The sequence below is a fragment of the Pseudomonas sp. Ps21-P2 genome (genome assembly GCF_039672565.1).
Classification (GTDB): domain Bacteria; phylum Pseudomonadota; class Gammaproteobacteria; order Pseudomonadales; family Pseudomonadaceae; genus Aquipseudomonas.
This window is the reverse complement of sequence record NZ_JBDFPL010000009.1, coordinates 227,315-253,379: the sequence shown is the minus strand read 5'-3', so window position 1 is coordinate 253,379 and position 26,065 is coordinate 227,315. Positions and strand designations below refer to the sequence as shown.

The following is a 26,065-nucleotide window of genomic DNA, read 5'->3' as shown; positions in this document are numbered from 1 at the left end:
GCCGGAGTCGGCTCGTACGCTTCTCAATCGGTAACGGTGGGACGTTATTGTCGAGCTTAGTGGTGGCGCGGCTTGAGGATCGCCGGCTTTTCATCCGGGGCTTGAAGCAGCAGATACAGCGCGGTCAGCGCTTCCGGGATCTGCACGATCATGTCGTCCATCAGGTTGGCATCGGCGGCGATGTCGGCGAACTCTGGCTGTTCATCGAAGAGACCGGAACCGACCATGATCGGCAACAGCATCTCGCTGACTTCCTCTTCGTCGTTCTCGAACCAGGCGGATTCGCGCAGGAACACGCCTTCCATGAAACCGATGCACCAGCCACGCAGCTCGGAGTCGTCGGGGTCATCGCCCAGGTCGAGATCGCACGGCAATTCGAACTCTTCGTCCGACGCCAGCTGACGAGCGATGTGCGCCTTGAGCTGGATCAGCGTGGCTTCGATTTCCTCGTGCTGCGCCTTGTCGGCGTAGTGCGGGGGCTCAGCGAACAGTGCGTCGATCCACTCGCGATCCGGCACGGTTTCGGCGCAAATGGACAGCGCGGTCAGATAGCCGTGGGCGGCTACGTAGTCCAGCGCTTCGTCATGCAGCTCATCGGCATCGAGGAAGGCTTGCAGGCGGTGTAATTGCTCAGCGAAGGACATTGACAGACTACCTTGGGAATAAACGATGCTGAATTCTAGGCCCTGAGGGCGCCCGGCGCCAGCGGCGAGGCCACTGGAATCGGTATTCCGGTTAATTTCGACCGCCGGTGTCACCGCTGTCCAATCTGTCGGAGCGCTCCGGTATACTGCCGCGCTTTGCGATTTCCACAGCGATTCTCGACCGCTGTTGCGGCACCATCCGGGGTACTTATGCTCGACCAGGCTCAACGCGTACTTAAAGACATCTTCGGCTACGACAGCTTCCGTGGTCGCCAGGGTGCCATTATCGAGCGCGTGGCCAGTGGCGGTGATGCATTGGTGCTGATGCCCACCGGGGGCGGCAAATCCCTGTGTTTCCAGGTGCCGGGCCTGTTGCGCGACGGCCTCGCGGTGGTGGTTTCGCCGCTCATTGCGTTGATGGACGATCAGGTGGCGACGCTGGAAGAACTCGGTGTTTCAGCCGCCGCGCTGAATTCCACGCTCAGCGCCGAACAACAGCGCGACCTCGCCAACCGCATTCGCCTGGGCGAAATCAAGATGCTGTACCTGGCGCCGGAGCGTCTGGTCCAGCCGCGCATGCTGTCGTTTCTGCAGAACCTCAAAATCGCCCTGTTCGCCATCGACGAAGCCCACTGCGTGTCGCAGTGGGGGCATGATTTCCGTCCGGAATACCTGCAGCTGGGGCAACTGGCCGAGCTGTTCCCGGACGTGCCGCGCATTGCCCTGACCGCCACGGCCGACAAGCGCACCCGCGAAGAGATCGTCGAGCGTCTGCACCTGCAGAACGCCGAGCGCTTCCTGTCGAGTTTCGATCGCCCGAATATTTTTTACCGCATCGTGCCCAAGGAACAGCCGCGCAAGCAGTTGCTGGCGTTTCTGTCCGAGCGGCGCAGCGACGCCGGCATTGTTTATTGCCTGTCGCGCAAAAAGGTCGAAGAGACCGCGGCGTTCCTCAGCGACAACGGCTATCCGGCGCTGCCCTACCACGCCGGCTTGCCCATCGAGACCCGCTCCGGCAATCAACGGCGCTTCCTCAATGAGGAAGGGCTGATCATGGTTGCCACGATTGCATTCGGCATGGGCATCGACAAACCCAACGTGCGGTTCGTGGCGCACATGGATCTGCCCAAATCGCTGGAAGCCTACTACCAGGAGACGGGCCGGGCAGGGCGCGACGGTCTGCCGGCCGATGCGTGGATGGCATACGGTCTGCAAGACGTCCTGATGCTCAAGCAGATGCTGCAGAACTCCGAAGGCGACGAGCGCCACAAGCGCGTCGAGCAGCACAAGCTCGACGCGATGCTGGCGCTGTGTGAAGAAACACGCTGCCGGCGTCAGTCGCTGCTCGCCTACTTCGACGAAATCATGCCCAACCCCTGTGGGCATTGTGACAACTGCGTCGATGGTGTGCAGACCTGGGACGCCACCGAACCCGCGCGACAGGCGCTGTCAGCGATCTACCGAACCGGCCAGCGCTACGGTGTGGGCCATCTGGTCGATGTCTTGCTGGGCAAGGAAAACGACAAGGTCCAGAGCTTCGGTCATCAGAAGCTGGCGGTGTTCGGTGTCGGCAAAAGCCGCAGCGAAGGCGAGTGGCGTTCATTATTCCGACAGCTGGTGGCGCGCGGTCTGGCGGACATCGATCTGGAAGGCTACGGCGGCCTGCGCCTGAGCGACACATGCCGACCGCTGTTGCGTGGTGAAGTCACCTTGCAGTTACGCCGTGACCTGAAACCGCAGACCACCGCGAAAGCTTCCGGCAGCCCGGCGAGCCAGCTGGTGCGCGGCGAAGAGCGCGAACAGTGGGAAGCGCTGCGTACGTTGCGGCGCAAACTGGCGGAAGAACATGGCGTGCCGCCGTATGTCATCTTCCCGGATTCAACCTTGCTGGAAATGCTTCGCAGCCAGCCGGGCACCATGGCCGAAATGGGCCGGGTCAGCGGGGTGGGCGCGCGCAAGCTGGAGCGTTACGGCGAGGCCTTCCTCGAAGTGCTTGGCGGTGCTGCACCCGCGCCGCGTGTGGTCGCCGATGTGCGGCATGAACTCATCAGCCTCGCTCGCGCGGGCATGACGCCGATGCAGATCGCCGGGCAACTGCAGTGCTCGGAGAAGAACGTCTATACGATGCTCGCCGAAGCGATCGGCAAACAGCAGCTTTCGCTGGATCAGGCGCTGGACCTGCCCGAGGACCTGATGACCGAGATTCAGGACGCGTTCCTCGACGGCGAAGGCGAACTGCCCCCCGTTGCCGCCATTGCCGAGCTGTTCACCGGCCGTGTTCCCGAAGGGGTGCTGTATTGCGTGCGCGCGGCGTTGCAGTCGGAATTCGAGGTTTAACCCGGCTCCCACCGCGGCCGGCTGCAAACGTTCAAGCAGTTCAAGGCACTTCAAAGGCATACCCGCCGCATCCCGGCCTGTGCGACGAATCACCGCGTCCAGGCGCTTGCCTCATGCCGGGCTCCATGGTTAGCTGCCTATTAATTAGGAATCGCCTTTAACCATCGAGTTACCTATGCCGTTAACCGAAGAACACCGCTTTGGCATGCAGCTAGCCCATATGTCCCGGGGCTGGCGTGCCGAGCTGGATCGCCGGCTGGCTGACCTGGGATTGTCCCAGGCGCGCTGGCTGGTTTTACTGCATCTGGCCCGTTTCAAAACGCCGCCGACCCAGCGTGAACTGGCCCAGAGCGTGGGCGTTGAAGGGCCGACCCTGGCACGGTTGCTGGACAGTCTGGAAAATCAGGGGCTGGTTCTGCGGCAGGCAGTGCTCGAAGATCGTCGGGCGAAGAAGATCGTTCTCTGCGACACAGCGCGGCCGTTGATCGAGAAAATTGAAACCATCGCCACTGCGTTGCGCCACGAGTTGTTTGCCGGCATCGATGAAGAAGAACTGCTCATGTGCATGCGCGTTCATTCGAAAATCCTCGCCAATCTCGAAAAATCCTGAAAACCGCGCGAACGCCCGCGACAAATACATTGATGCGGGCGAAACATCCTGTTCTATTTGCACCCATACTGATGATGCCCGGATGACGTGTCCGGGCGTACCGAATGTGCAGGGAAGCCTGCCTCGTCTTCAAAAGGGTTCGCATGCGGAAGAGTTTTCAGGCCGGTAGTCGTCGCGAAGGAGATGCGCCCCTTCGCGTTCAGTCAGGTCTTCGTTCGGGTTTGCTCGCCATCGGTCTTGCTTCGGCCGCGTTGCTGCACAGCTCCGTGGCGGCTGCGCTGGGGCTGGGCGAGATCAGCCTGCATTCCGCCCTCGGGCAACCCTTCAATGCCGATATCGAATTGATCGAAGCGGGTGGGCTGAGTCCCGAGGAAATCGTCGTTGGGCTCGCGCCGCCCGAGGCCTTCACCAAGGCTGGCGTTGAACGCGTGTTCTTTCTCAACGACCTGCGTTTCACCCCGGTGATCCGTGGCAACCGCAGTGTGATTCACATCGAATCGCACAAGGCAGTCACCGAGCCTTATTTGAATTTCCTCGTCAGGCTGGTACGGCCTAACGGCGACCAGCTGCATGAATACACCGTGTTGCTCGACCCGCCGACATCGCCCACGGGACTCGCCGCGACGCGCAGCCGTACTCAATCGCCGGCGGCCAGCGCGAAGAATGATGAGTCGCGTCTGCCGGTTGCGCCGCCCCAGGCTCGACAAGGCAAGCATTACACGGTTGTGTCCGGCGACACCCTGGCGGGTATTGCCCGTCAGGTACAGGCGCCGGGCAGCAAGACCTCTTCTGCCGAGTTGATAAAAGGTGTGGTGGCGCTCAATCCGCAAGCGTTTCCCAATGGCGAGCGCAGCCAGTTAAAGGTCGGTCAGAGCCTTTTGCTGCCGGACAACGCCGTTGAACCGAAGACCGCCAGTGCGCCCGCCGCTGCAGGCAGCAACCCCTCGGCAGCAGCTTCCACCTCGACGTCTACCCCGGCGAACCAGAACGCGGTCGATCAGTTGTCGGCGACGGCACTGGAAAACCAGCAATTGAACAAAACGCTGGACGACCTCAAACAGCAAGTCCAGACGTCCACCGTCGAAGAGGCCGACAAGGACAAGCAGATCATCGAACTGCAGACCCAGCTCGCCGAACTCAAGGCGCAGTCGGCCAAACCTGCGCCCGCTGCTCCGACGGCAGGGGCGGTGACGACTGCGACTCCCGCTACAGCGCCAGCTCCGATAGCCACTCCCGCACCAGCGCCGACGCCGGTGCCGGTTGCCGCCGTGGACGATGACTTTCCCTGGACGTCGATTCTGGCGGCGCTTCTGGTGGTGTTGCTGCTCCTTGCGCTGGCCTGGTCGGTGCGCCGCAACCGGATCAAAAATCAGCGGGCCCTTGAGCCCGTGCCTGTCGAGCCAGTGGTCAGGCCTGCCGCGACGGTCACGCCGGTCTTCGAAGTGCCGGCTGTTACTGCGGCGCGTCCAGCCTCGGCAGCGCCTGCCGGCCAGCGCCTGGCGGGTGCCGCCACCGACGCGCTGGATGGTGCAAGCATCTACATCGCCTACGGTCGTTTCGCCGAAGCGCTGGCCATTCTGCGCGACGCGTTGGACAAACAGCCCGAGCGTACCGATGTCCGCCTGCGCATCCTTGAACTGCTCGGCGAGCAGGGCGACGTGGAAGGGTATGACGAAGAAGAAAAGGTTCTGCTGAGCCAGGGCGTCGATGGGCAGAAGCTCCAGGACATCCGCAGCCGCTATCCGAAACTGAAGCCCGAGCCCGTTGCTCCCGAACGGCCGTCCGCGCCAGTCGCCTCGCCTCCCATGACCTCGGCGGCAGCGCCTGCGGCGGCGCTGGGTGCAGCCGCGGTGCTGGCCAGTCAAACAGCCTCGGCCAGTCAAGCATCAGACGACCACCCAGAGCTCAGCCTGACAGAGCCCGCCCAGCTGGACGAAAATACGGCCGCATCGCTGAACCCGGTTGACCCTGCCGACGATTTCCAGCTCAACCTCGACGATCTCTCCATGGACGCCGACTGGGATCTGGTTGATCCGTTCGACAGCAAGCCCGCTCCCCGCAAGCCCGCGCCGGCGCCCGAGGCCGAACCTGAACTGGACACGTCGTTCTCGTCCGACCTGACGCAACTGCCTGAGGTTTTCGAGATGCCGGAAGAGCAGTTCCTCAGCGATTTTGCCGAAGAGGAAACGCCGCCGGAAATGGACGTCCAGTTCGAACCGGGTCCGGCAGCCGTCGTGCAGAGCAACAGCGATTTGCTGGACGACGCTTTTCTCGACAGCTTCATGATCGAGGAGGGCGGTTTCGATTTGCTGAGCCTGGACGAAGAACCGCTGAGCAAGATCAATGAGGCGCAGGTTCTGATTGATGAAGGCAACATCGACGGAGCCCGCCGGCTGTTGCAGGAAGTGATCGACGGCTCTGCCGACGGCCCCCAGCAAACGGCCCGTGATCTGCTGGCAGGGTTGGGCTGACCGATGTCCGCCAAGCCTGAAATCACCATCACCTACTGCACGCAATGCCAATGGCTGTTGCGTGCCGCCTGGCTGGCTCAGGAGTTGTTGAGCACCTTCACCGATGACCTCGGCAAGGTGTCGCTGATCCCGGGCACCGGCGGTGTGTTCCGCATCACCTGCGATGATGTGCAGATCTGGGAGCGCAAGGCCGACGGCGGGTTTCCCGAGGCCAAGGTACTCAAGCAGCGGGTGCGCGACCAGATTGATCCGGCCCGGGACCTGGGGCACAACGATCGTCACGCCGGCCTCGACACCTGAATGCGCATCGGCTGTCGCAAAGTGTTAATCCGTAGGCCGTGTCATCAAAGCTAAACACGGTCGTCATGTTCATATCACCGACCACGTCCACGCTTGGGAAAACCCAAGTGGAGGTGGTCCATGAGCATTGCCGAGAACGTGAAACCCAGCCGTAAGCAACGTGTCCGGACCTTGTGGATCTCCGATGTGCACCTGGGAACCCGTGACTGCCAGGCCGAACACCTCTCCGGATTTCTCAAGCAATACCATGCCGACAAGGTGTACCTGGTCGGCGACATCATCGACGGCTGGAAGATGCGCGGCGGCATGTACTGGCCGCAGGCCCACACCAACGTCATCCGCCGCCTGCTGACCATGAGCAAGCGTGGTACGGAAGTCATCTACGTCACCGGCAACCACGACGAATTCCTGCGCCGCTATTCAAAACTCATTCTGGGCAATATCCAGCTGGTCGATGAAGCCGTGCACCTGACCGCCGATGGTCGTCGGCTGCTGGTGATCCACGGTGACCAGTTCGACGTCATTACCCGCTACCATCGCTGGCTCGCCTTCCTTGGCGATTCGGCCTACGAATTCACCCTGACCCTCAATCGCTGGCTCAACCACTGGCGCGCCAAATACGGTTACGGCTATTGGTCGCTGTCGGCGTACTTGAAGCACAAGGTCAAGACGGCCGTGAGCTTCATCAGCGACTTCGAGGAAGCCATCGCCCATGAGTGCGTCAAGCGCGGGCTGGACGGGGTGGTGTGCGGACATATTCACCACGCCGAGATCCGTCAGGTGGGCGGCGTGGAATACCTCAACTGCGGCGACTGGGTGGAGTCCTGCACGGCCTTGATCGAACATTGGGATGGCACGATCGAGCTGTTCCGGCTGGCCGATGCACACGTCAAAGCCAAAAGCCCGCAAGCGCCTGAACCAGTGGGCGAAACGGTCTGAGCGCCAGCCGCTTTGTAGCTCAATCGGGGTGGCTGCAAGGCGTCATAAGTGATGCCGAGGGAGTGCCGATCAAAACGGCACTTTGCCCCTGAGCATGTCCTTGTACATCACGAAATCGCCGAGCAGGCTGTAGAACGGATGCTTGAACGTGGCCGGGCGGTTTTTCTCGAAAAAGAAATGGCCGACCCAGGCGAAGGTGTAGCCCGCCAGCGGCAAGACCCATAACAACGTCCAGCTAGCGCTGAGCACTGCGAATGTCAGGATCAGGATAACCAGGCTTGTACCGATGAAATGCAAACGGCGGCAGGTGCTGTCGCGGTGTTCCTGCAGGTAGTACGGATAGAAGTCTGCGAATCGGTCGAAACGCTTCATTGTTTCCACAAAACTGTGCTCCGAGGCAGGGTATTGGCTGAGCTTAGTCCAGCCTCCGCCGCTCGCCGCGAAATTTCTCACAGCTTCGCGAACCACATTGCCCGGCCCGCAGTGTTCTAGTGCCGCCAGAACGCCGGGATGCATAGCACCAGCACCGTGATGATTTCCAGCCGACCGAGCAGCATCCCCAATGAGAGAATCCACTTGGCGGCATCCGGCAGCGTCGAGAAATTGCCCGCCGGGCCGATGGTTTCACCCAGCCCTGGTCCTACGCCCGACACGGTGCTGGCGGCGCCGGTCAGCGCGGTCATCCAGTCCAGCCCCAGCAGCGACAGCATCAGCGCGATCAGGCAGATGGTGAAGGTGAAGAAAAACGAGAAGGTCAGGATCGAGCGCACGATCTCGTCGTCCAGCCGGTGACCGTTGTACTTCTGCTTGATCACCGCGCGTGGGTGAATCAACTGGTGCAGATTGGCGCGCAGCAGGATGTAAGCGACCTGAAAGCGGAAGACCTTCACGCCGCCGGCCGTTGACCCTGAACACCCGCCGATGAACCCCAGATAGAAAAACAGCATCAGGGCAAAGTTGCCCCACAGGCTGTAATCCCCCAGCGCGAAGCCGGTGGTCGTCACCACCGAGGTCACGTTCAGCGCCACGTGACGCAACGCGTCATACCACGGCAGATCGGTCGTCGCCCAATACCAGGCGCCCATCACCAGCCACGTCACCAGCAGCAGGACGAGGAAGCCCTGCACCTGCTGATCCTTGAGCAGCGCCCCGCGATTGCCCCGCAGCGTCGCGACATACAGGGTGAACGGCAGGGCGCCGAGGATCATCACCACGATCGCCACCCAATGCACGGCGGGTTGCGGCCATTTCGCCAGGGACTGATCCGAGGTGGAGAAGCCGCCGGTCGAAATCGCCGACATCGCGTGGTTGATCGCGTCGAACAGGCTCATGCCCGCCCACCAGAATGCCAGCGTGCCCAGCACGGTGATGCCGAGGTAAACCAGGACGATGAACTTGGCGACCATGTGGGAACGCGGCATGACTTTTTCGGAACGGTCCGACGACTCGGTCTGGAACAGGCGCATGCCGCCGATGCGCAACAGCGGAAGAATCGCCACCGCCATACCGATGAAGCCGATGCCGCCGAGCCAGTGCAGCAGCGAACGCCAGATCAAAATGCCGGGGGACATGGTGTCCAGCCCGCTGAGCACCGTGGAGCCGGTCGCGGTGATGCCGGACATGCTTTCGAAGAAGGAGTCGGTGTAGCTGATGTGTTGCGTGAGCAGAAACGGCAGCGCCGCGAAGACGCAGACGATGACCCAACTGCTGACCGTGAGCAGGTACATGTCCCGCGGGCGGAGGTGCACATGTTCAGGTCGGCCCTGACCCACCAGCGCCAGCCCGGACACGAAAGTGATCAGGCTCGACCACAGAAACGACGGCATGTCGGCGGTGCGGTGGAAGATCATCAGGGTGATCATCGGCACGACCATGGCGATGGCCAGGGTAATCAGGAAGATGCCGATAATGAAACCGATGATGCGGAGGGTCGGCAACGCCATGCAGTCGCTCTGATCAGGTAGTGAGAGGGCGGCCATTCTACTCGCGGGCCCGTTCGTGTAAACCGAGGCATTTCCGAGAGTGTTGTAAGTAAATGCCCTGGTTAATCGTTATTGAAGTTCAAGACTGCACCCAGGGCACTACAATGGCCCGTCATTTTTCCTGGAGACGACTTAATGGAAGCGCTCGACGTATTGCTTAATCGCGTGTCCGTGCCCCGCTTGATCGAACCCGCTCCAAACGCCGAGCAACGCGAGATCCTCTTTGGCGCCGCCCTGCGCGCGCCGGACCACGGTGTGTTGCGGCCCTATCGCTTTCTGACCGTCGAAGGCGACGCACGTAACCGCATGGGAGACTTGCTGGCCCAGGCATTGATCGACAAAGGCGGCGAGGTCGACGCCAAAGCGCTGGAAAAGGCTAGAAACGGGCCGTTGCGCGCGCCCTTGGTGGTCGTGGTCATCGCCAAGTTGACTGACCACTTCAAAGTGCCGAAAAAGGAACAAGTGATCACCGCAGGGTGCGCTGCCCATGGCATCCTCCTGGCCGCTTATGCGATGGGCATTGGCGCGGTCTGGCGCTCGGGGGATTTGTCCTACTCCCGCCATGTCGCCGAAGGGCTGGGGCTGACAGCAGACGAAGAAGTCGTCGGTTTTCTTTACCTGGGCACCCCGCAAAACCCGCCCCGCGAACCGGCAAAGCCGGACGTGGCCGAGTTTGTCAGCGCGTGGGAGGGTTAGTGGGACCGGCTTTAGCCGGGAAGGCATCAGGCGTTACGCCGCAAAACTGAGGGTGTGCATACCGGCCTCTTCCCGGCTGAAGCCAGTCCTACTGGGTACCGCACCCATTCAGCGGGAGTGGCTGCGACCGGTGAATCAGCCGTGCAGAGCGGTCAACTGGCGGGGCACCACGATGCTGGCCACGAATCCGCCCTGCGGGTGATTGCCCAGCACCAGCGTCCCGCCGTGCTTCTCGGCGGCGCGTTTGGCAATCGCCAGACCCAGACCGTAACCCGGTGCGGTCTGGTTTGGCGCGCGATAGAACGGCTCGCCCAGCTGCGCCAGATGCTCCGGATTGGCACCGGGCCCGTGATCCCGCACGCTGAGACGCAACTCATCCCCCGCAGTGCTCGCACTCAACTCGATCGGTTGCCCCTCCGGATTGAAACGCAGCGCGTTGCGCAGCAGATTGTCCAGTGCCCGTTCCAGCACGCTCGGCCAGCCCTGCAACTGCACGCCAGGTTCCACCGACACCGAAACCGTTTGCTCGCCGCCGCCCATTTCCGTCTCAGCCTGCAAATGATGCAGCAGCCCTGACACATCCACCGCCGTGGCGCTGCCCATGTCGGCATCCAGTCGCGCCAGTGCCAGAATTTCACTGATCAACTCTTCCAGGCGGTCGCACTCACGGGTCAGGCGCGGCCACAGCTTGTCGCGCTCCACCGGCTCGGCGCGTTCGGCCAGGGCCAGGGCGATCCGCAGCCGGGCCAAAGGAGAGCGCAACTCATGGGAAACGTCGCGCAGCAGCTGGCGCTGGCTGCTGATCTGACTTTGCAGGCGGGCGCCCATGCGGTTGAAGTCATTGGCCAGCACACCGAATTCATCGCGACGGTTGGCCAGTTGCGCCAGGCTGTTCTGCTGATACGTGGTTTGGCCGAGGTCATGCACCGCGCCGCGCAAACGGCTTAACGGGCGGGTGATCGACAACGTCACCATCAGGCTGAACAACGTCAGCACCACCAGCGCGATACCCAGCGCACTCAGCGGCCAGACCAGACTGTCGCGGTGCCACGCGTCCAGCTCCGGATGAGGGATGCGGTAAATCAGCAGGTAGGTTTCGCCGGTTTTTTCACTGGTGTATTCGGTGGTCAGGCGCCGCCAGGGCAGCGGGCGTGTGTCGTCATTCTGCCGCTCTTCAAAGGCCGCGGCGCGGGGCGGGAAGGTGCCGGGGATCACCGCTTCGCCGCTGTCGTTCAGCACCTGAACGTCGATGTGGTATTTGCGCTTGAGGTCTTGCAGATAGTCCTGGGCAGATTTCTCGCCTTGGCCTTCGTACAGCTCGACCCACTTCTGCGGCAAGTTGTGCAGACCAGGATGGCGACTGAGGATCCAGGCGTCCTGATTGAGCACATGCCCCATCAGAATCGACAGGCCCGCCACCAACGCGATCGCCAGCCAGAAGCTGGCCAGGATTCTCCAGAACAATGAACGCACGTGCTGCCCTCGACCCGGTTCGTCAAATAGAAAACCCGACACGCCGGGGAGCGTGTCGGGTTGGGGGAAGTGTAATGCCGCGCCAGCAGCCGGTTACTGAGTTTTTTGCGCTTTCTGCGCTTTCCAGGCTTCGAACTCGGCGCGGTCCGCACGGCGCTGGGCTTCATCCTTCTGGATCTGGTCGAAGGTCTTTTGTTGCTCCGGTGTTAGCAGTGCACGGATGTCGGATTGGGTTTTGGCCCGGGCAGCTTCCTGTTCATCCTTCATCGCTTTCTGGTCGGCAGCCGACAGCTTGGCCAGGTACTTCTGGGTGATCTCGTTGCGGCCGTGCCATTGAGCGCCCATCAACCTGTCGACTTGCTGACGTTGATCCGGGGTCAGGTTCAGCTGTTCCAGAGGACCTTTGCGGTGATGCATGCCAGGCCCATCAAAGCCTGGACCACCAGGGCCACCCATCGGGCCGCCTTCCGGAGGCATGGCCATTGCAACGGTAGGGAGGGCTGCGGCGAACATCAAAGCCATCAAAGTCTTGCGCATGGTGAATCTCCTTGTCTCGATTTCGGCTCTGTGCCGGTTGAGGCCAGTTTAGGGAGATCAAGGTCAAGGGAGGTCAGGCGTGGGTAAAGCTTGGGTAAAGGGGGCGCGCTGGCGTGTTGACGTAATGGGCCGGTTACCGAGTGCGCGCCCAGCTGTAAGCGGCAAGCCACAAGCTTCAAGCCAAAAGCAGTCCGGCTTCGCTGCCGATGCTGTTGCTTGTGCTGTCGCTGTTGCTTGCAGCTTGCAGCTTGCAGCTTGCAGCTTGCAGCTTGAGGCTTACGCTCCCAACTCCCTCGTCAGAGGCTGTAATAATACCCACGGCTGCGCAGGGCCACTATGCGCGGGCGGCCGTCGGCGTGGGGGCCGATCTTCTTGCGCAGGTTGCTGACGTGCATATCAAGGCTGCGGTCGTAGAGCGTCAGCTTGCGACCCAGGGCCAGTTGCGCCAGCTCCTGCTTCTCGAGCGGCTCGCCGGGCTGGCCGAGCAAAGCCTCAAGCAGACGCGCTTCGGACACGGTCAGGGTGAATTCCTGCTCATCAATCGTGACCACCCCGCGCGCCGGGCTGAAGCACAGGTCGCCCAGCTCGATCTGCGACGAGACCGCCGTCGGATGGCTGCGGCGCAATACCGCGCGCAGACGCGCTGTCAGTTCACGGGGATCGCAGGGCTTGGCCAGGTAATCGTCGGCACCCAGTTCCAGACCGAGGATGCGGTCCAGCGGTTCGCCGCGAGCGGACAGCATCAGCACGGGGAGGTCGGGGTGATCGGTGCGCAATTGTTTGAGCAGTTCCAGACCGCTGCCGTCGGGCAGCATCACGTCCAGCACCACCGCAGCGGGTGCGGATTCGGCGAGCGCCTTGCGCGCGCTCTGGCCATCGTGGCAGGCGCGCACGGCGAACCCTTCCTGACTCAACCAACTGCTCAGGAGCTCACACAGCTCCTGGTCATCATCAATAAGTAGCAGCTCGCTCATGACTCACTCAATTTAGCCGTTGCCGACGACGTCTACGCCGGCCGCTGGCAAAGATACCGCGCTGAAGGGCCACCCTTGTTGCGCGGCCCCTCGCGACAAACCGTTGTTGTTCGATCAATACCCGCAAAGGCATGACCGCCCGTGCCTCTTTGAGCCGCAGTCAAAGCTCTTGGTTCTAGCAACTTATCGGCAGGCCAGTGCGAAGGGTGAGCAATGTAAAGCGGGTTGAAGGCGGTCCGGCTCATGTACGGAGCCGGGCGCTGGTCAGGCCTATCAGGGCAGGACTTGCTTGAACGGTTTGACGACCACGCCGGCGTAGACACCGGCTGCAACGTACGGATCGGCATCAGCCCAGGCCTGGGCGTCCTTGAGGGACTCGAATTCCGCGACGATCAGGCTGCCGGTAAAACCTGCAGTGCCCGGGTCGATGCTGTCCACCGCTGGCATCGGACCGGCGAGAACGATGCGGCCTTCGGCCTTCATTGCGTTCAGGCGATCAAGGTGCGCAGGGCGCGCGGCCAGGCGTTTTTCCAGCGAGTTGGCGACGTCGGTTGCCACGATTGCGTAGAGCATGTCAGTCCTCTCTTTTCTTGTTTGAAGGCTGGGTGGACGGGTCGGCGTCATGGATGTGGCGAGCCAGGTAGATGCCTTGGCCCACCAGGAACAGCAGGGTCATGCCCAGGCTGCCGAACACCTTGAAGTCGACCCAGAATTCTTGATAGGTAAACGCCACATAGAGATTGGCCGCGCCGCAGAACAGGAAGAACACGATCCAGGCAATATTCAGCTTGGTCCAGACCGCCTGCGGCAGTGTGAGCGCGTGGCCCATGATGCGTTGAATCAACAGACGGTCGCCAATGAAGTGGCTGCCGGCAAAGATCAGCGCGAAGACCCAGTTGACCACCGGGGCTTTCCACTTCAGGAAGGTTTCGCTGTGGAAAGCCAGGGTCAGGCTACCGAAGACCAGACAGGCAATCAGCGTCAGCCACTGACTCTTTTCCAGTTTGCCCTGCCGGAAATAAAGGACGCCGTAGACCACCAGGGAACTGGCGATCAGCATCGCGGTGGCGCTGTAAATCCCGCCTACCATGAAGCTGTGGCCAAGGACATCGACGGCTTGCGGGCTGATTTTGTAAACGATGAAGAACAGGATGAGCGGGATGAAGTCGATGAATTGTTTCACAGTAAGAGCCAGAAGCTGGATGTGACGGCATAATAACAAACATCAATGACTGCGAAAGCGCCCCTATGAACGTCGATCTGCACTGCCACAGTACCGCTTCCGATGGCGCCCTTGCGCCCGCGGTACTCGTCGCGCGTGCCCATGAGCACGGCGTGAAAATCCTCGCGCTGACCGATCACGACACCCTCGAAGGCCTGGCTGAAGCCCGTACTGCGGCGGTTGCGCTGGGTATGCAGCTGATCGATGGCATCGAACTGTCCTGTACTTGGGGCGGTGCCACCATTCATGTGCTGGGCTATGCATTCGATGTGGATGCCCCGCAATTGCGTGAAGCCGTCGAGCAATTGCACACCGGACGCTGGTTGCGGGCCGAAGAAATAAGCCGCAAGTTGGCGATGAAAGGTATGCCCGGCGCGCTCGAAGGTGCGCGCGCAGTGCAGCAGGCACTGGGCGACAGCGGCAATGCGCCGGCCCGACCGCATTTTGCCGACTTTCTGGTTAATCAGGGGTTCGTCAAAGACCGCGCCGAAGCGTTCCGCAAATGGCTCGGTGCGGGCAAACTGGGCGACGTCAAGCAACACTGGCCGACCCTTGAGGAAACGGTGGCGACCCTGCGCGCCGCCGGAGCCTGGATCAGCCTTGCGCACCCTTCGCATTACGATTTCACCCGCAGCAAGCGTCGCAAGCTGGTCGCTGACTTCATCCAGGCCGGCGGCCACGCAATAGAAGTGGTCAACGGCCTGCAGCCTGCCGATCAGGTCGGCAGTCTGGCGATTCTGGCCCGTGAGTTCGGTCTGCTGGTCAGTGCCGGCAGTGATTTTCATGCCCCAGGCGCATGGTCTGAAATCGGCGTTTATCGCCCATTGCCCGAAGACCTGCCCCCCCTTTGGTGTCGGTTCAAACATGACCAGCCTACTGCCGTCTGAACAGGAAATTACCGTGAGTCAATTTTTCCAGGTCCACCCGGAGAATCCGCAAGCGCGCCTGATCAAGCAGGCCGTGGAAATCATCCGGGCGGGCGGTCTGGTGGTGTATCCCACCGATTCGTCCTACGCATTGGGTTGCCAGATGGGCGACAAGACCGCCGTCGAGCGCATCCGTCGCCTGCGTCAACTCGATGACAAACACAACTTCACGCTGATGTGCAGCGACCTTTCCCAGCTCGGGTTATTCGCCAAGGTCGACACGGCGGCGTTTCGCGTGCTCAAGGCGCACACGCCGGGGCCGTACACCTTCATCCTCGGCGCCACCCGTGACGTGCCGCGTCTGGTCCTGCACCCCAAGCGGCGGACCATTGGTTTGCGCGTGCCGGGTCATCCCATTGCGCAGGCGCTGTTGCAGGAACTGGGCGAGCCGCTGATGAGCGTCAGCTTGATCCTGCCCGGCGAGACCATTCCGATGAGTGACCCTTACGAGATGCGCGGGATTCTCGAGCATCAGGTGGACCTGATCATCGACGCAGGCGAGGGCGGCATTTCGGCCTCGACCGTGGTCAACCTGACCGATGGCGAGCCGCAGGTGGTGCGCGTGGGTTGCGGCGATCCGACGCCGTTCGGGGTCGAAGTCGAGTGACCCAGGCGCAAACGCTGGATGTTCAGACCGACGCTCACATCGACCCGCAGGCCGGCGCTCAGCAAGAGCTGCCGTTTGCCATGGTCTACGGTCAGGCCGTCACGCAGATGCCGGTCGATCTGTACATCCCGCCGGATGCGCTGGAAGTGTTCCTCGAAGCCTTCGAAGGCCCGCTGGACCTGCTGCTTTACCTGATTCGCAAGCAGAACATCAACATCCTCGACATCCCTGTGGCGGAAATCACCCGTCAGTACATGGGTTACGTCGAGCTGATGAAAACCGTGCGTCTGGAGCTCGCCGCCGAGTATCTGGTCATGGCGGCCATGCTTGCCGAGATCAAATCGCGTATGTTGCTGCCGCGCTCGGAAATGGCCGAGGAAGAAGAGGGTGACCCTCGCGCCGAGCTGATTCGCCGCTTGCAGCAATACGAGCGGTTCAAGGCGGCAGCTGAAGGCATCGACCAGCTGTCTCGCGTGGGCCGTGATGTCTTTATACCCAGGCTTGAGGCGCCCGAAGCGCGGGTGCGCAAGTTACTGCCGGATGTCGCCCTCGAAGAGCTGTTGATGTCGATGGCCGACGTGTTGCGTCGTGGCGACATGTTTGAAAGCCACCAGGTCAGCCGCGAGGCGCTGTCCACCCGCGAGCGCATGAGTGATGTGCTGGAGCGCTTGAAAGGCGCGGGGTTCGTGCCCTTTGCCGAGCTGTTTACGGCAGAAGAGGGGCGGCTGGGCGTGGTGGTGACGTTCATGGCCGTGCTGGAACTGGTCAAGGAGCAACTGGTGGAGCTGGTGCAAAACGAAGCCTTCGCCGTTATTCATGTGCGGGCGCGAGCCGAATAAAGAGCAAGAGCTGATCAATGAACCTGAATGAACCCCGCGATCTGGCGCCGTTGCTCGAAGCGTTTCTGCTTGCCTCCGGAAAACCGCAGTCCCTGGAGCGCCTCTATGAGCTGTTCGAAGAGGGAGAGCGGCCCGAACCTCCGGTCTTCAAGAAGGCCCTGACGCTGCTGGCCAAATCCTGCGATAACCGCGCCTTTGAGCTCAAAGAAGTTGCCACCGGCTATCGCTTGCAGATCCGCGAGAAGTTCGCGCCGTGGGTCGGGCGCTTGTGGGAAGAGCGGCCCCAGCGTTATTCGCGGGCCCTGCTGGAAACCATGGCGCTGATCGCGTATCGCCAGCCGATCACCCGTGGCGAGATCGAGGACGTGCGTGGCGTCGCGGTCAATACCAACATCGTCAAGACCTTGATGGAGCGCGAGTGGATCAGAATCGTCGGCTACCGTGACGTACCCGGCAAGCCGGCAATGTTCGCCACCACCAAAGCTTTTCTTGATCACTTCAACCTGAAAAACCTCGATGAACTGCCACCGCTGGCCGACCTGCGCGAGATGGAAACCGAGCCGGTGCTGGAATTCGACGACGCGCCGGTGCCCGCGCATTTGCAAGCGTTGGCCGACGCCAGTCTGTCGCTCGATGCTGACGCCGAGCCCGAAGCGCCCCGGGATGAGACCAGTTTCCGCAGCCTGCTGGCCGAGCTCGACACCATGGAGCAGGGCCTGAAAATCGACTTCGACGATTTATTGCTCGATGAGGCCGATAAAGAGTCTGAATTGGAAGAACCGCCGCAGGACGATGAAGATCCGCGGTGACGATGGCTGTGGCGGAAATGTCCGCAGCGCCCAATTCCTCACTCAGGCGAACCCATGAGCACCAAAAACCCCTGCATCAGCCTCTGCAAATTCGACGAAGAAATTTGCCTCGGCTGCGGTCGCAGCAAGCGCGAAATCAAGTCCTGGAAGAAGATGGAGAAGGACGAAAAGCGCTCGGTGCTCGCCGAGTCGGCTCTGCGGCTGATCAAACTCAAGGGCGCCAGTCGGCGGAAAAAGAAGTGAGCCTGAATTTTTCATCTACTCTCTGATGCGCAACGCGCGTCAGGCGCGTATGATTCGCGACCTTTTGGCGATCCACACGCGCCAGGGATTTCAGTTTTCTGCCCGTTCCGCTTCAGAGTTGTTCTGATCCGGAGCCGCTCTCGTCCAGAGAGCCGGGCCACAGGCCATGCCCACTCGCGCATGCCCTGATTCGACACACCGGGAGGTGCCCAGATGAGTGAACAAGACAAGCAAGACAAAGAGATCGGCCCAGCAGGCGAAAAACTGCAGAAGGTCCTGGCGCGCATTGGCGTCGGTTCCCGTCGCGACGTTGAAGCCTGGATCGGCGAAGGCCGCATCAAGGTCAACGGTGTTCAGGCCACGCTCGGTCAGCGCGTCGACCTGCACGACGCCATCACGGTCGACGGTCGCGTGATCCGCCGCGAAGAAGCCGCCGAGACCGTTCGCCGCGTCGTCATGTACAACAAGCCCGACGGTGAAATCTGCACCCGTGACGACCCTGAAGGCCGTCCGACTGTATTTGATCGCCTGCCGCGCCCGAAAGAAGGCCGCTGGATCAACATCGGTCGTCTGGACATCAACACCACCGGCCTGCTGATGTTCACCACCGACGGTGAACTGGCCAACCGCCTGATGCACCCCTCGTTCGAAATGGACCGCGAGTACGCCGTGCGCGTCCGTGGTGAAGTCGACGACGACATGCTGGCGCGCCTGAAGGCTGGCGTGGTGCTGGAAGACGGCCCGGCGCGTTTCACCGACATTCAGCAGGCGCCGGGTGGCGAAGGCTTCAACCACTGGTACCACTGCGTGGTCATGGAAGGCCGCAACCGTGAAGTTCGCCGGTTGTGGGAATCCCAGGGGTTGGTGGTCAGCCGCCTGAAGCGCGTGCGTTTCGGTCCGGTGTTCCTCAATTCCGATCTGCCGATGGGTCGCTGGCGCGAAATGAGTCAGCAGGAAGTGGACATCCTCAGCGCCGAGGTCGGCCTGACGCCGGTCGCGATGCCGCAGATGACCGCCAAGACCAAAGACAAGCTGGAACGTTTGCAGCGCCAGTCGTCCCGTCCGTTGGGCAAAGGCGAACGTGTGCGTCAGGTTCGTCCGGCCAAGGATGCGGTGTCCCCGGATCGCCCGGCCCGCGAGCCGCGTCTGGCTGATGGCGAGCGCCCGGCGCGCAAACCTGCCGAAAGCGGTCGTCCGGCGCGCACGCCGCGTCCGGCCATCGGTGGTCGTGGCGACACTGCCCGTGGCGGCAATCCACGTGGCGACAGCGCCCGCAGCGAAAGCGGTCGTGGCACGCCGGTGGCGGAACGTCCGAGCGACATGAACAAGCGTCCTGCCAAGCCGAAGCCTTCGCGTCCCGGCATCGGTCTGGTAGACGACAAGACCCCGTCCGGCAAACGCCGCGGCCCGCCAAGCGGCTCCGGTCAGCGTCCGGGCTTCGGTCGCCGCAAGCCTGAGTAATGCCGTTGTGAAACACTGACAGCGGTCTGCACTACGAAAAACGCCAGTCGAGAGACTGGCGTTTTTTTATGCCCGCTTGGGAGTCAGACGACGTAGGCGGTCCCGTCGAACACCACACGCTTGTCCACGGCCAGCGATCCGCTGTTGAAGATCAGGTCCACGTGATGGCTGCCCTTGGCGCCGCCACCCAGGCCCAGGTGCAGCCCGCAGTGGCGCTCTTCGAACCCTGCGTTGCGTGCGTACAGCTGACTGACGCCTTCGTTGGTGCCGATTCCCAATTCCTCGATGCGCCGGTTCGAGGGATTGGCGTCTAGGTATTTATTGAAGTCGTGCTCCAGCCCCGGTACGTCCGTGGCGATGCGGGTCACCACGGAGCTCTCGATCCAGAGTTCCAGTGGGGATTCGATGATGCCGTATTTGCGCGCGAAAGGGATGGTGCTGAGAAAGGTGCCGAGGAACCGCACATGACCGTTGATGGATTCGCTGTGGGTGGCGATCTCGCCGGGTGCCAGGTCGTAGTTGCCGACGCCGTTGATGTTGGTCCACTTCTTCAGCTCGCGCAGCGGGGCCTCGAAGTACGAACCGTGGTCGTCGCTGAAGCTGAGGGTCTCGCCTTGGTTCATGGTGTCGATCAGTGCCGCATTCAGCTGCGCGATGCGCTCGGGTTCAACGCTGAAAGCGTCATAGAAATAGTCGCCGTAATCTTTGAACAGCAGGGATTTCTTCCATTGGGCCGACATCACTTCCTGCAACTGGCGAATGAACGGTGGCCCCTCCGCGCGAGGATTGGGCAGCGTTGAGGAATCGTAGAACAGGACGAAGAGATCGGAATCGGTGATGGCTTCTGTCAGTTCGCTGATAGGAGACGTGTCCAGCGGCATAGTGCTGAACCGGAAGAAATCCCGCGCCGTAGCGCTTTCGATGATGCCATTGACGATGCTGCGGTATTCCGGGGTATGGGCCAGTAGTACTTGGGGAGTTTTCATGCCGGTGACGGCGGGGTGGCGTTGCAGGTAATACAGGAAATGTTCGATTGCGCTGCTGTTATCCATAGTGCGCTCCGCTCCGAATGCTTAAAACAAGAGGGCGAACGCGTTAGCCACGTTCGCCCTTCAGCTGTTTTAGAACGGCCACATCGCGGTGCCAAACGGCACGACGGCGTCAGCCTGCATCATTTCCACAGCGGCATCATGAGTCGGTGCTTCAAACCAATCGTCCAATTGCAGTTCTTCTTCCAGAGCCAGTTCAACTGTTTGCATAGGTGAATCTCCTGAGAATGACGTACTTGCCGAATGCAGCGAGGAAGAAAGGGCATCGCCTTAAGTCCTCGTCATGGAAGCACACTGACCTTCGTGGCCAGCAAGCACTGAAAAAACTAGTGCAATAGTCAGACTGTTGCAAAATAAAAATCGGGCGGTAAATGCTGGCATTTCGCCGGAATTCTGGAAACTTGCAGGGAAAACAACGTTAGGGAGCTTTCGATTTCGGTGAATTATTTTTGCGACAGAATTGTGTCGGCAGAGTGATTGAGAGCCCAGTCAATAAAAGATTCCCGGCTAAAGCCGGTCCTACTCTTCCGCGCAATCCGGTGTGAGCGGTGTACAATGCGCGCCCGTTTTTTCTGTGATCCACCGGCGTATGGACGCCAATCCCTTGGGGTTACCCACTCCGTTTCCCTCCGCCGCGTCATGAGCGCGTCGGGTTCGATTCCGTCACAGACAAGCGCGCCAAGGTGGTTTGCCAATGAGTAAAAACATGTCCCATTCGGGTGACTTGAAGCGTGGTCTGAAGAACCGTCACATCCAGCTGATCGCCCTCGGTGGCGCGATCGGCACGGGTCTGTTTCTGGGCTCGGCAGGGGTGCTGAAGTCCGCTGGCCCGTCGATGATCCTTGGCTACGCCGTCTGCGGCTTCATCGCCTTCATGATCATGCGCCAGCTCGGCGAAATGATCGTCGAAGAGCCGGTGGCCGGGTCGTTCAGCCATTTCGCCCACAGATACTGGGGCGGCTTTGCCGGTTTCCTGTCGGGCTGGAACTGCTGGGTCCTGTACATTCTGGTGGGCATGTCCGAGCTGACCGCCGTTGGCAAGTACATCCAGTACTGGTGGCCGGAAGTCCCGGCGTGGGCCTCGGCCGCGGTGTTCTTCGTGATGATCAACGTCATCAACCTGGCCAACGTAAAAGTCTTTGGCGAGGCCGAATTCTGGTTCGCGATCATCAAGGTCGTGGCGATTCTGGGGATGATTGCCCTGGGCAGTTATCTGCTGGTGAGCGGCGAGGGTGGCCCGCAAGCGTCGGTCAGCAACCTGTGGGATCGGGGCGGCTTCTTCCCCCATGGCGTAAGCGGGCTGGTCATGGCGCTGGCGTTCATTATGTTCTCGTTCGGTGGCCTGGAAATGCTCGGCTTCACCGCTGCGGAGGCGGACCAGCCGCGGACCATCATTCCCAAGGCGATCAATCAGGTTATCTACCGGATTCTGATTTTCTACATCGGCTCGCTGGTGGTGCTGCTGTCGCTGACGCCATGGGACGCCTTGCTGATTGACCTCAATGCCTCCGGCGATGCCTACAGCGGCAGCCCGTTCGTGCATGTGTTCTCGATGCTGGGCAGCACAACGGCGGCGCACATACTCAACTTCGTCGTACTGACGGCGGCGTTATCGGTCTACAACAGCGGCACCTATTGCAACGCGCGCATGCTGTTTGGCATGGCCGAGCAGGGCGACGCGCCGCAGTCACTGGCGCGGGTCGATGGTCGGGGTGTTCCGGTGCGAGCGATTCTGGTGTCGGCGGCGGTGACGCTGATTGCCGTGCTGCTCAACTACCTGATGCCGCAAAATGCCCTTGAGCTGCTGATGTCGCTGGTGGTCGCCACGCTGGTGATCAACTGGGCGATGATCAGCTACTCCCACTTCAAGTTCCGCCAGCACCTGACCCGGGTCGGCCAGCAGCCGCTGTTCAAGGCGCTATGGTACCCGTACGGCAACTACGTCTGTCTGGCGTTTGTGGTGCTGATTCTCGGGATCATGCTGATGATTCCCGGCATCCGGATTTCGGTCTACGCGATCCCGGTCTGGCTGGCGGCGATGTGGGTGTTCTACCTGATCAAGAACAAGCGTCGGGCCAGTAGCGAGTCAATGGCCCAGCGGACGTCGATCATCAAATAAGGCGAGAGCCGCCGGTGACGTCGCGGCGGCTTCGAACCAGGACACAGATTGCCATGCTGATCATTTCCAATAACATCCATCTGCCGGACAGCGACGTCGAGCTGACCGCCATCCGTGCCCAGGGTGCGGGTGGTCAGAACGTCAACAAGGTGTCCAGCGCCATGCACCTGCGCTTCGACATCAACGCCTCGTCGCTGCCGCCGTTCTACAAGGAACGCCTGCTGGCGCTGCGTGACAGCCGCATCACCAGCGACGGCGTGCTGGTCATCAAGGCGCAGCAATACCGGACGCAGGAACAGAACCGGGCCGATGCGCTGGAGCGTTTGAGTGAGCTGATCATCAGTGCGGGGAAGGTCGAGAAGAAGCGTCGGCCGACCAAACCGACCCTGGGCTCGAAGACCCGTCGGCTGGAGTCGAAGACCAGGCGCGGGTCGATCAAGGCAGGGCGGGGCAAGGTCGATTTTTAAACAGCGTTGACGGGATCAGCTGGCGACCGGCTTTTCCCGAGTCTTGTTCGCGTGTTTGTACAGATACACACTCAGCCCCAGCCCGCTCAGCGAAGCCAGCGCGGCGAACAGGAAGATCGACGCAAAGCCGAAACCTGCCGCCACGGCGCCCGCCACCGGCCCGGTAATCCCCAGCGACAGGTCGATGAACAGCGAATAAGCCCCGACTGCCGCACCGCGACTGGCGGGCGGCACCAGATTGACTGCTTCGACGCCGAGCGCCGGGAACACCAGCGAGAAGCCGAAGCCAGTCAGCGCCGCACCGGCCAGCGCCAGATTCGGGTTGGGCGCCAGCCACAGCAGCAGCAACCCCAACGTCTCCACTGACAGGCAGGCAATCGCCACGCGGAAGCCGCCGATGCGGTTGATCAGGTTGCCGAACAGCAGGCGGGCGCCGATGAAGCAGGCGCCGAACAGGCTCAGGCACAACACCGCATTCGGCCAGGTGTGGCTGGCGTAATACAGGGTGATGAAGGTCGCGATGGTGCCGAAGCCGATCGAACCCAGCGCCAGCCCGGTGCCGTGGGGCAGCACGCGGCCGAGCACGTGAAGGAAGGGCAAACGCTCCCCATGCACCAGCGGCGCCGGGGTTTTCTTCCAGGCCAGGGAAATACCCAGCGCTGCCAGCAGCATGATGCTGACGCCCATGCTCCACAGCCCCAGCGCGTTGACCAGCAACACACCCACCGGCGCGCCGATGGCCAGTGCGCCATAACTGGCGATGCCGTTCCATGAAATCACTTTGGCCGTATTGGCGGCGCCAACGCGGCCGATGCCCCAGCCGATCGAGCCTGAGCCAACCAGGCTCTCTGCGCTGCCGAGCACCAACCGGCCCACGAACAAGCTGATCAGGCTCACCATCGGCCAGGCGTCGAGCCAGTCGGCGAGGAGCATGAACACGCCGCTCAACCCGCAGCCGAACAGGCCGATGATCACCGCTTTCTTCGGGCCCCGGGTGTCGATGATGCGCCCGGCGTAGGGGCGGCTGAGCAGGGTTGCGAGGTATTGCACGCTGATCACCAGTCCGGCGGCGACCGCGCCGAAGCCAAGGTCGGTGTGCACATAACCGGGCAATACGGCCAGCGGGATACCGATGTTCAGGTAGCCGATGAAGGTGAACAGCACGATGGAAACAACCTGCAGCGTGACAGCCATAGGACGTTGAGGGGCAGCGCTCGAAGCGTCTGGCATGGGCATAGATCCACGGTTACGACGGAAGAAGAATAGCGAGGGGGCAATCGGGTTGAAGCGTAGACGCTTGAATCCGCGCGAGGGCACATGATAACGAGGCACGGCGGTTCATGGGAGTGGCGGATGGGTGGATCTGGGTCGGAGTGGAGCAGAGGTGAAGCTTGTCGCAAATGATTCAGCCCTTATGGAAATACACCTTGAAGACGCTCTTCCATAGGGGCTGGACAATTAGCCTTCAGCGCGGGCTTTGGGCTTTGCTGCTCTCGTTGCGTTTACCGCTGGCTTTCATCTCGATCGGCTGGCCGAGTTCCTGGCGGGCTGCTGCGCTTTGCTGGGTTTGGCTTGGGAAGGGGAAGTTCGGGATTTCATGCATATCGTCGCTCCTCACAAGTGTGTTGCGGCTGAATTGAACAGCGCGTCCTAAAACGCTCAGGGAGGATACAGCAGTACAAATGACAATCAGACTTTTAAATGCGGGCCGCCGGTCATGTAGTGAGGATGGGTTCCTGCAACATCCGCGCGGCCCGCTAAAAGCGTTGAATCGGTGATCGCCTCAGTCTTTGCAAACCGCTGCAAACGCCGCTGCCAGTTCATCCAGCCGCGTGGCATCAATCCCCGCAACGTTGGCTCGGCCCGCCGCCACCATGTACACGCTGTGCTCGTTGCGCAGACGCGCCACCTGATCGTCGTTCATGCCGGTGTAGGAAAACATGCCGCGCTGCACGGCGATGTGGGCGAAACGCTCACCCAGGCCCAGCGGTGTAAGCGCCTCCACCAGCCCGACGCGCAACTGCGCAATTCGGCTGCGCATCTCTTCCACTTCTTCAGCCCACAGGGCTTTCAACTCAGGATCGCCCAGGATCTCGGCCACGACGGCGGCACCATGATCCGGCGGGTTCGACCACAGATTGCGGGCGGTCGCCGACAGCTGACTGCGCACATCCATCAGCTTCTCGGGGGTGTCAGCGCAGACCAGCAAGGCGCCGGTGCGCTCGCGGTACAGGCCGAAGTTTTTCGAGCACGAACTGGTGATCAGCAGCTCAGGCAGTTCGCCGGCAAACAGACGAACCGCCCAGGCGTCTTCTTCAAGACCGTCGCCAAAACCCTGATACGCGAAGTCGATCAGCGGCAGCAGATTGCGTTGCTTGACGATTTCCAGCACCGCGTACCAGTCATCACGGGACAGGTCGAACCCGGTCGGGTTGTGACAGCACGCATGCAGCAGGACAACGTCGCCTTCCGGAATGGTCTTCAACGTCGCCAGCATGGCCTGCACGTTGAGCGTGTTGTCGCTGCCCACGTAGGGGTAGTGACTGACCTTCAGGCCTGCAGCGGCGTAGATGGTTTCGTGAATCGGCCAGGTCGGATCGCTCAGCCAGATGCCTTTGCCCGGCAGGCAGTTGGCAATGAAGTCGGCGCTCAACCGCAGCGCGCCCGTGCCGCCAGGGGTCTGGGTAGCGCCGACGCGTTTGCTGGCGATCAGCGGTGAATCGGCGCCCATGACCAGCTCACAGATCAGCGTGCCGAAACGCGGTTCGCCATGGCCACCGATGTAGCTCTTGGTGGGCTGGGAATCGACCAGCCGTTGCTCGGCGATTTTCACCGCGCGGGGAATGGTGGTCAGGCCCTGCGCATCTTTATAGACGCCCACGCCCAGGTCGAACTTGTTCGGATTCGGGTCTTTGGCGTAGGCCTGAATCAGGCCCAGGATGGGATCGTCCGGTACGCGCTGGATCTGTGAAAAATGCATTTACTTACGGCCCTCGGCGCTTTTGGCCACCTCGTCTGTGCGGGAGGCCATGATGAAATCGTTGCGGTGCAGCCCCTTGATGGAATGGCTCCACCAGGTCACGGTCACTTTGCCCCATTCGGTCAGCAGACCCGGGTGGTGACCTTCGGCCTCGGCAATTTCGCCGACAGCGTTGGTAAACGCCAGCGCAAATTTAAAATTCTTGAACAGAAAGACTTTTTCCAGCTGCATGACGCCGTCACGCACTTCGATGTTCCAGTCCGGGATCTGCTTGAGCAAATCCGGCAGCTCGGCGTCGCTGACCTGTGGGGCGTCGGCGCGGCAGGCTTCGCATTGGGATTGGTTGAGAGCGGTCATTGAAAGATTCCTTGATCGGGTTC

General features: G+C 61.4%; 28 protein-coding genes. 14 read left to right on the top strand and 14 right to left on the bottom strand.

The window, feature by feature from the left end:
• Positions 1-56: 56 nt before the first annotated feature.
• On the bottom strand, positions 57-644 hold the full coding sequence (locus ABEH28_RS22625; RefSeq protein WP_192170973.1) for a YecA family protein: 588 nt from the start codon (positions 642-644) through the stop codon (positions 57-59).
• Positions 645-854: 210 nt separating this feature from the next.
• Between ABEH28_RS22625 and recQ the strand changes: the two genes are divergently transcribed.
• From recQ to ABEH28_RS22600, 5 genes are all read left to right on the top strand, one after another.
• Positions 855-2,981 (top strand): DNA helicase RecQ, encoded by a 2,127-nt coding sequence (gene recQ, locus ABEH28_RS22620; RefSeq protein ID WP_192170974.1) that lies wholly within the window; start codon positions 855-857, stop codon positions 2,979-2,981.
• 175 nt (positions 2,982-3,156) lie between these two features.
• Positions 3,157-3,591, top strand: coding sequence for a MarR family transcriptional regulator (locus ABEH28_RS22615; RefSeq protein ID WP_065986915.1), 435 nt, complete (start codon positions 3,157-3,159; stop codon positions 3,589-3,591).
• Between the two features lie 143 nt (positions 3,592-3,734).
• Positions 3,735-6,062, top strand: a complete 2,328-nt coding sequence (locus ABEH28_RS22610; RefSeq protein ID WP_192170975.1) for a FimV/HubP family polar landmark protein — start codon at positions 3,735-3,737, stop codon at positions 6,060-6,062.
• 3 nt (positions 6,063-6,065) lie between these two features.
• The gene (locus tag ABEH28_RS22605) at positions 6,066-6,362 is read left to right on the top strand and encodes a SelT/SelW/SelH family protein (RefSeq protein ID WP_065986919.1); all 297 of its coding nucleotides are present in this window, start codon (positions 6,066-6,068) and stop codon (positions 6,360-6,362) included.
• Between the two features lie 120 nt (positions 6,363-6,482).
• Positions 6,483-7,301 (top strand): UDP-2,3-diacylglucosamine diphosphatase, encoded by an 819-nt coding sequence (locus ABEH28_RS22600; RefSeq protein ID WP_192170976.1) that lies wholly within the window; start codon positions 6,483-6,485, stop codon positions 7,299-7,301.
• Between the two features lie 69 nt (positions 7,302-7,370).
• Here the strand turns inward: ABEH28_RS22600 and ABEH28_RS22595 are convergent, their stop codons facing one another.
• Positions 7,371-7,682, bottom strand: a complete 312-nt coding sequence (locus tag ABEH28_RS22595; RefSeq protein WP_192171058.1) for an Mpo1-like protein — start codon at positions 7,680-7,682, stop codon at positions 7,371-7,373.
• A gap of 107 nt (positions 7,683-7,789) precedes the next feature.
• Positions 7,790-9,244 (bottom strand): TrkH family potassium uptake protein, encoded by a 1,455-nt coding sequence (locus ABEH28_RS22590; RefSeq protein WP_346631157.1) that lies wholly within the window; start codon positions 9,242-9,244, stop codon positions 7,790-7,792.
• Positions 9,245-9,418: 174 nt separating this feature from the next.
• On the opposite strand from ABEH28_RS22590, the gene ABEH28_RS22585 reads away from it, so the two are divergent.
• Positions 9,419-9,979, top strand: a complete 561-nt coding sequence (locus ABEH28_RS22585; protein WP_192170978.1) for an NAD(P)H nitroreductase — start codon at positions 9,419-9,421, stop codon at positions 9,977-9,979.
• Between the two features lie 135 nt (positions 9,980-10,114).
• Here the strand turns inward: ABEH28_RS22585 and ABEH28_RS22580 are convergent, their stop codons facing one another.
• The 5 genes from ABEH28_RS22580 to ABEH28_RS22560 form a co-directional block, all read right to left on the bottom strand.
• Positions 10,115-11,452, bottom strand: coding sequence for an ATP-binding protein (locus ABEH28_RS22580; protein ID WP_192170979.1), 1,338 nt, complete (start codon positions 11,450-11,452; stop codon positions 10,115-10,117).
• A 93-nt stretch (positions 11,453-11,545) separates the two neighbouring features.
• Positions 11,546-11,989, bottom strand: a complete 444-nt coding sequence (locus ABEH28_RS22575) for a Spy/CpxP family protein refolding chaperone (protein WP_192170980.1) — start codon at positions 11,987-11,989, stop codon at positions 11,546-11,548.
• A 296-nt stretch (positions 11,990-12,285) separates the two neighbouring features.
• Complete coding sequence (locus tag ABEH28_RS22570; protein WP_074890298.1) at positions 12,286-12,963, bottom strand: response regulator transcription factor; 678 nt, start codon at positions 12,961-12,963, stop codon at positions 12,286-12,288.
• 273 nt (positions 12,964-13,236) lie between these two features.
• Entirely contained in the window at positions 13,237-13,536 is a 300-nt protein-coding gene (locus tag ABEH28_RS22565) for a YciI family protein (RefSeq protein WP_192170981.1), read from the bottom strand.
• Between the two features lies 1 nt (position 13,537).
• Positions 13,538-14,146, bottom strand: coding sequence for a septation protein A (locus tag ABEH28_RS22560; protein WP_192170982.1), 609 nt, complete (start codon positions 14,144-14,146; stop codon positions 13,538-13,540).
• 65 nt (positions 14,147-14,211) lie between these two features.
• Between ABEH28_RS22560 and ABEH28_RS22555 the strand changes: the two genes are divergently transcribed.
• The 6 genes from ABEH28_RS22555 to rluB all read left to right on the top strand — a co-directional run bounded on the left by ABEH28_RS22555 (position 14,212) and on the right by rluB (position 19,070).
• Positions 14,212-15,072, top strand: coding sequence for a PHP domain-containing protein (locus ABEH28_RS22555; RefSeq protein WP_346631117.1), 861 nt, complete (start codon positions 14,212-14,214; stop codon positions 15,070-15,072).
• Between the two features lie 13 nt (positions 15,073-15,085).
• Entirely contained in the window at positions 15,086-15,718 is a 633-nt protein-coding gene (locus tag ABEH28_RS22550; RefSeq protein ID WP_192170984.1) for an L-threonylcarbamoyladenylate synthase, read from the top strand.
• A gap of 140 nt (positions 15,719-15,858) precedes the next feature.
• The gene (locus tag ABEH28_RS22545) at positions 15,859-16,557 is read left to right on the top strand and encodes a ScpA family protein (protein ID WP_192171059.1); all 699 of its coding nucleotides are present in this window, start codon (positions 15,859-15,861) and stop codon (positions 16,555-16,557) included.
• 17 nt (positions 16,558-16,574) lie between these two features.
• Positions 16,575-17,366, top strand: a complete 792-nt coding sequence (scpB, locus tag ABEH28_RS22540; RefSeq protein ID WP_282371077.1) for an SMC-Scp complex subunit ScpB — start codon at positions 16,575-16,577, stop codon at positions 17,364-17,366.
• Positions 17,367-17,420: 54 nt separating this feature from the next.
• On the top strand, positions 17,421-17,609 hold the full coding sequence (locus tag ABEH28_RS22535) for a DUF1289 domain-containing protein (protein ID WP_163022138.1): 189 nt from the start codon (positions 17,421-17,423) through the stop codon (positions 17,607-17,609).
• Between the two features lie 213 nt (positions 17,610-17,822).
• Positions 17,823-19,070: a 23S rRNA pseudouridine(2605) synthase RluB gene (rluB, locus tag ABEH28_RS22530; protein ID WP_192170986.1), complete on the top strand. Its 1,248-nt coding sequence runs from the start codon at positions 17,823-17,825 to the stop codon at positions 19,068-19,070.
• Positions 19,071-19,153: 83 nt separating this feature from the next.
• Here the strand turns inward: rluB and ABEH28_RS22525 are convergent, their stop codons facing one another.
• Positions 19,154-20,122 carry a leucyl aminopeptidase gene (locus ABEH28_RS22525; RefSeq protein ID WP_346631116.1) on the bottom strand — a complete coding sequence of 323 codons (969 nt, stop codon included), beginning with the start codon at positions 20,120-20,122 and terminating at the stop codon, positions 19,154-19,156.
• Between the two features lie 69 nt (positions 20,123-20,191).
• Positions 20,192-20,329: a hypothetical protein gene (locus ABEH28_RS22520; RefSeq protein WP_163022139.1), complete on the bottom strand. Its 138-nt coding sequence runs from the start codon at positions 20,327-20,329 to the stop codon at positions 20,192-20,194.
• A 484-nt stretch (positions 20,330-20,813) separates the two neighbouring features.
• Here ABEH28_RS22520 and ABEH28_RS22515 point away from each other — a divergent pair, with 484 nt between their 5' ends.
• Positions 20,814-22,238 carry an amino acid permease gene (locus ABEH28_RS22515; RefSeq protein WP_346631115.1) on the top strand — a complete coding sequence of 475 codons (1,425 nt, stop codon included), beginning with the start codon at positions 20,814-20,816 and terminating at the stop codon, positions 22,236-22,238.
• Positions 22,239-22,291: 53 nt separating this feature from the next.
• On the top strand, positions 22,292-22,705 hold the full coding sequence (gene arfB, locus ABEH28_RS22510) for an alternative ribosome rescue aminoacyl-tRNA hydrolase ArfB (protein WP_346631114.1): 414 nt from the start codon (positions 22,292-22,294) through the stop codon (positions 22,703-22,705).
• A 15-nt stretch (positions 22,706-22,720) separates the two neighbouring features.
• Here arfB and ABEH28_RS22505 read toward each other — a convergent pair whose 3' ends face one another.
• The 4 genes from ABEH28_RS22505 to ABEH28_RS22490 form a co-directional block, all read right to left on the bottom strand.
• A complete protein-coding gene (locus ABEH28_RS22505) occupies positions 22,721-23,935 on the bottom strand; it encodes an MFS transporter (protein WP_282371096.1) in 1,215 nt (404 codons plus the stop codon).
• Positions 23,936-24,170: 235 nt separating this feature from the next.
• A complete protein-coding gene (locus ABEH28_RS22500) occupies positions 24,171-24,308 on the bottom strand; it encodes a hypothetical protein (RefSeq protein ID WP_192170990.1) in 138 nt (45 codons plus the stop codon).
• Positions 24,309-24,488: 180 nt separating this feature from the next.
• Positions 24,489-25,685: an amino acid aminotransferase gene (locus tag ABEH28_RS22495; protein WP_346631113.1), complete on the bottom strand. Its 1,197-nt coding sequence runs from the start codon at positions 25,683-25,685 to the stop codon at positions 24,489-24,491.
• Positions 25,686-26,042, bottom strand: a complete 357-nt coding sequence (locus tag ABEH28_RS22490; RefSeq protein ID WP_074890313.1) for a 4a-hydroxytetrahydrobiopterin dehydratase — start codon at positions 26,040-26,042, stop codon at positions 25,686-25,688.
• Positions 26,043-26,065 lie beyond the last annotated feature (23 nt).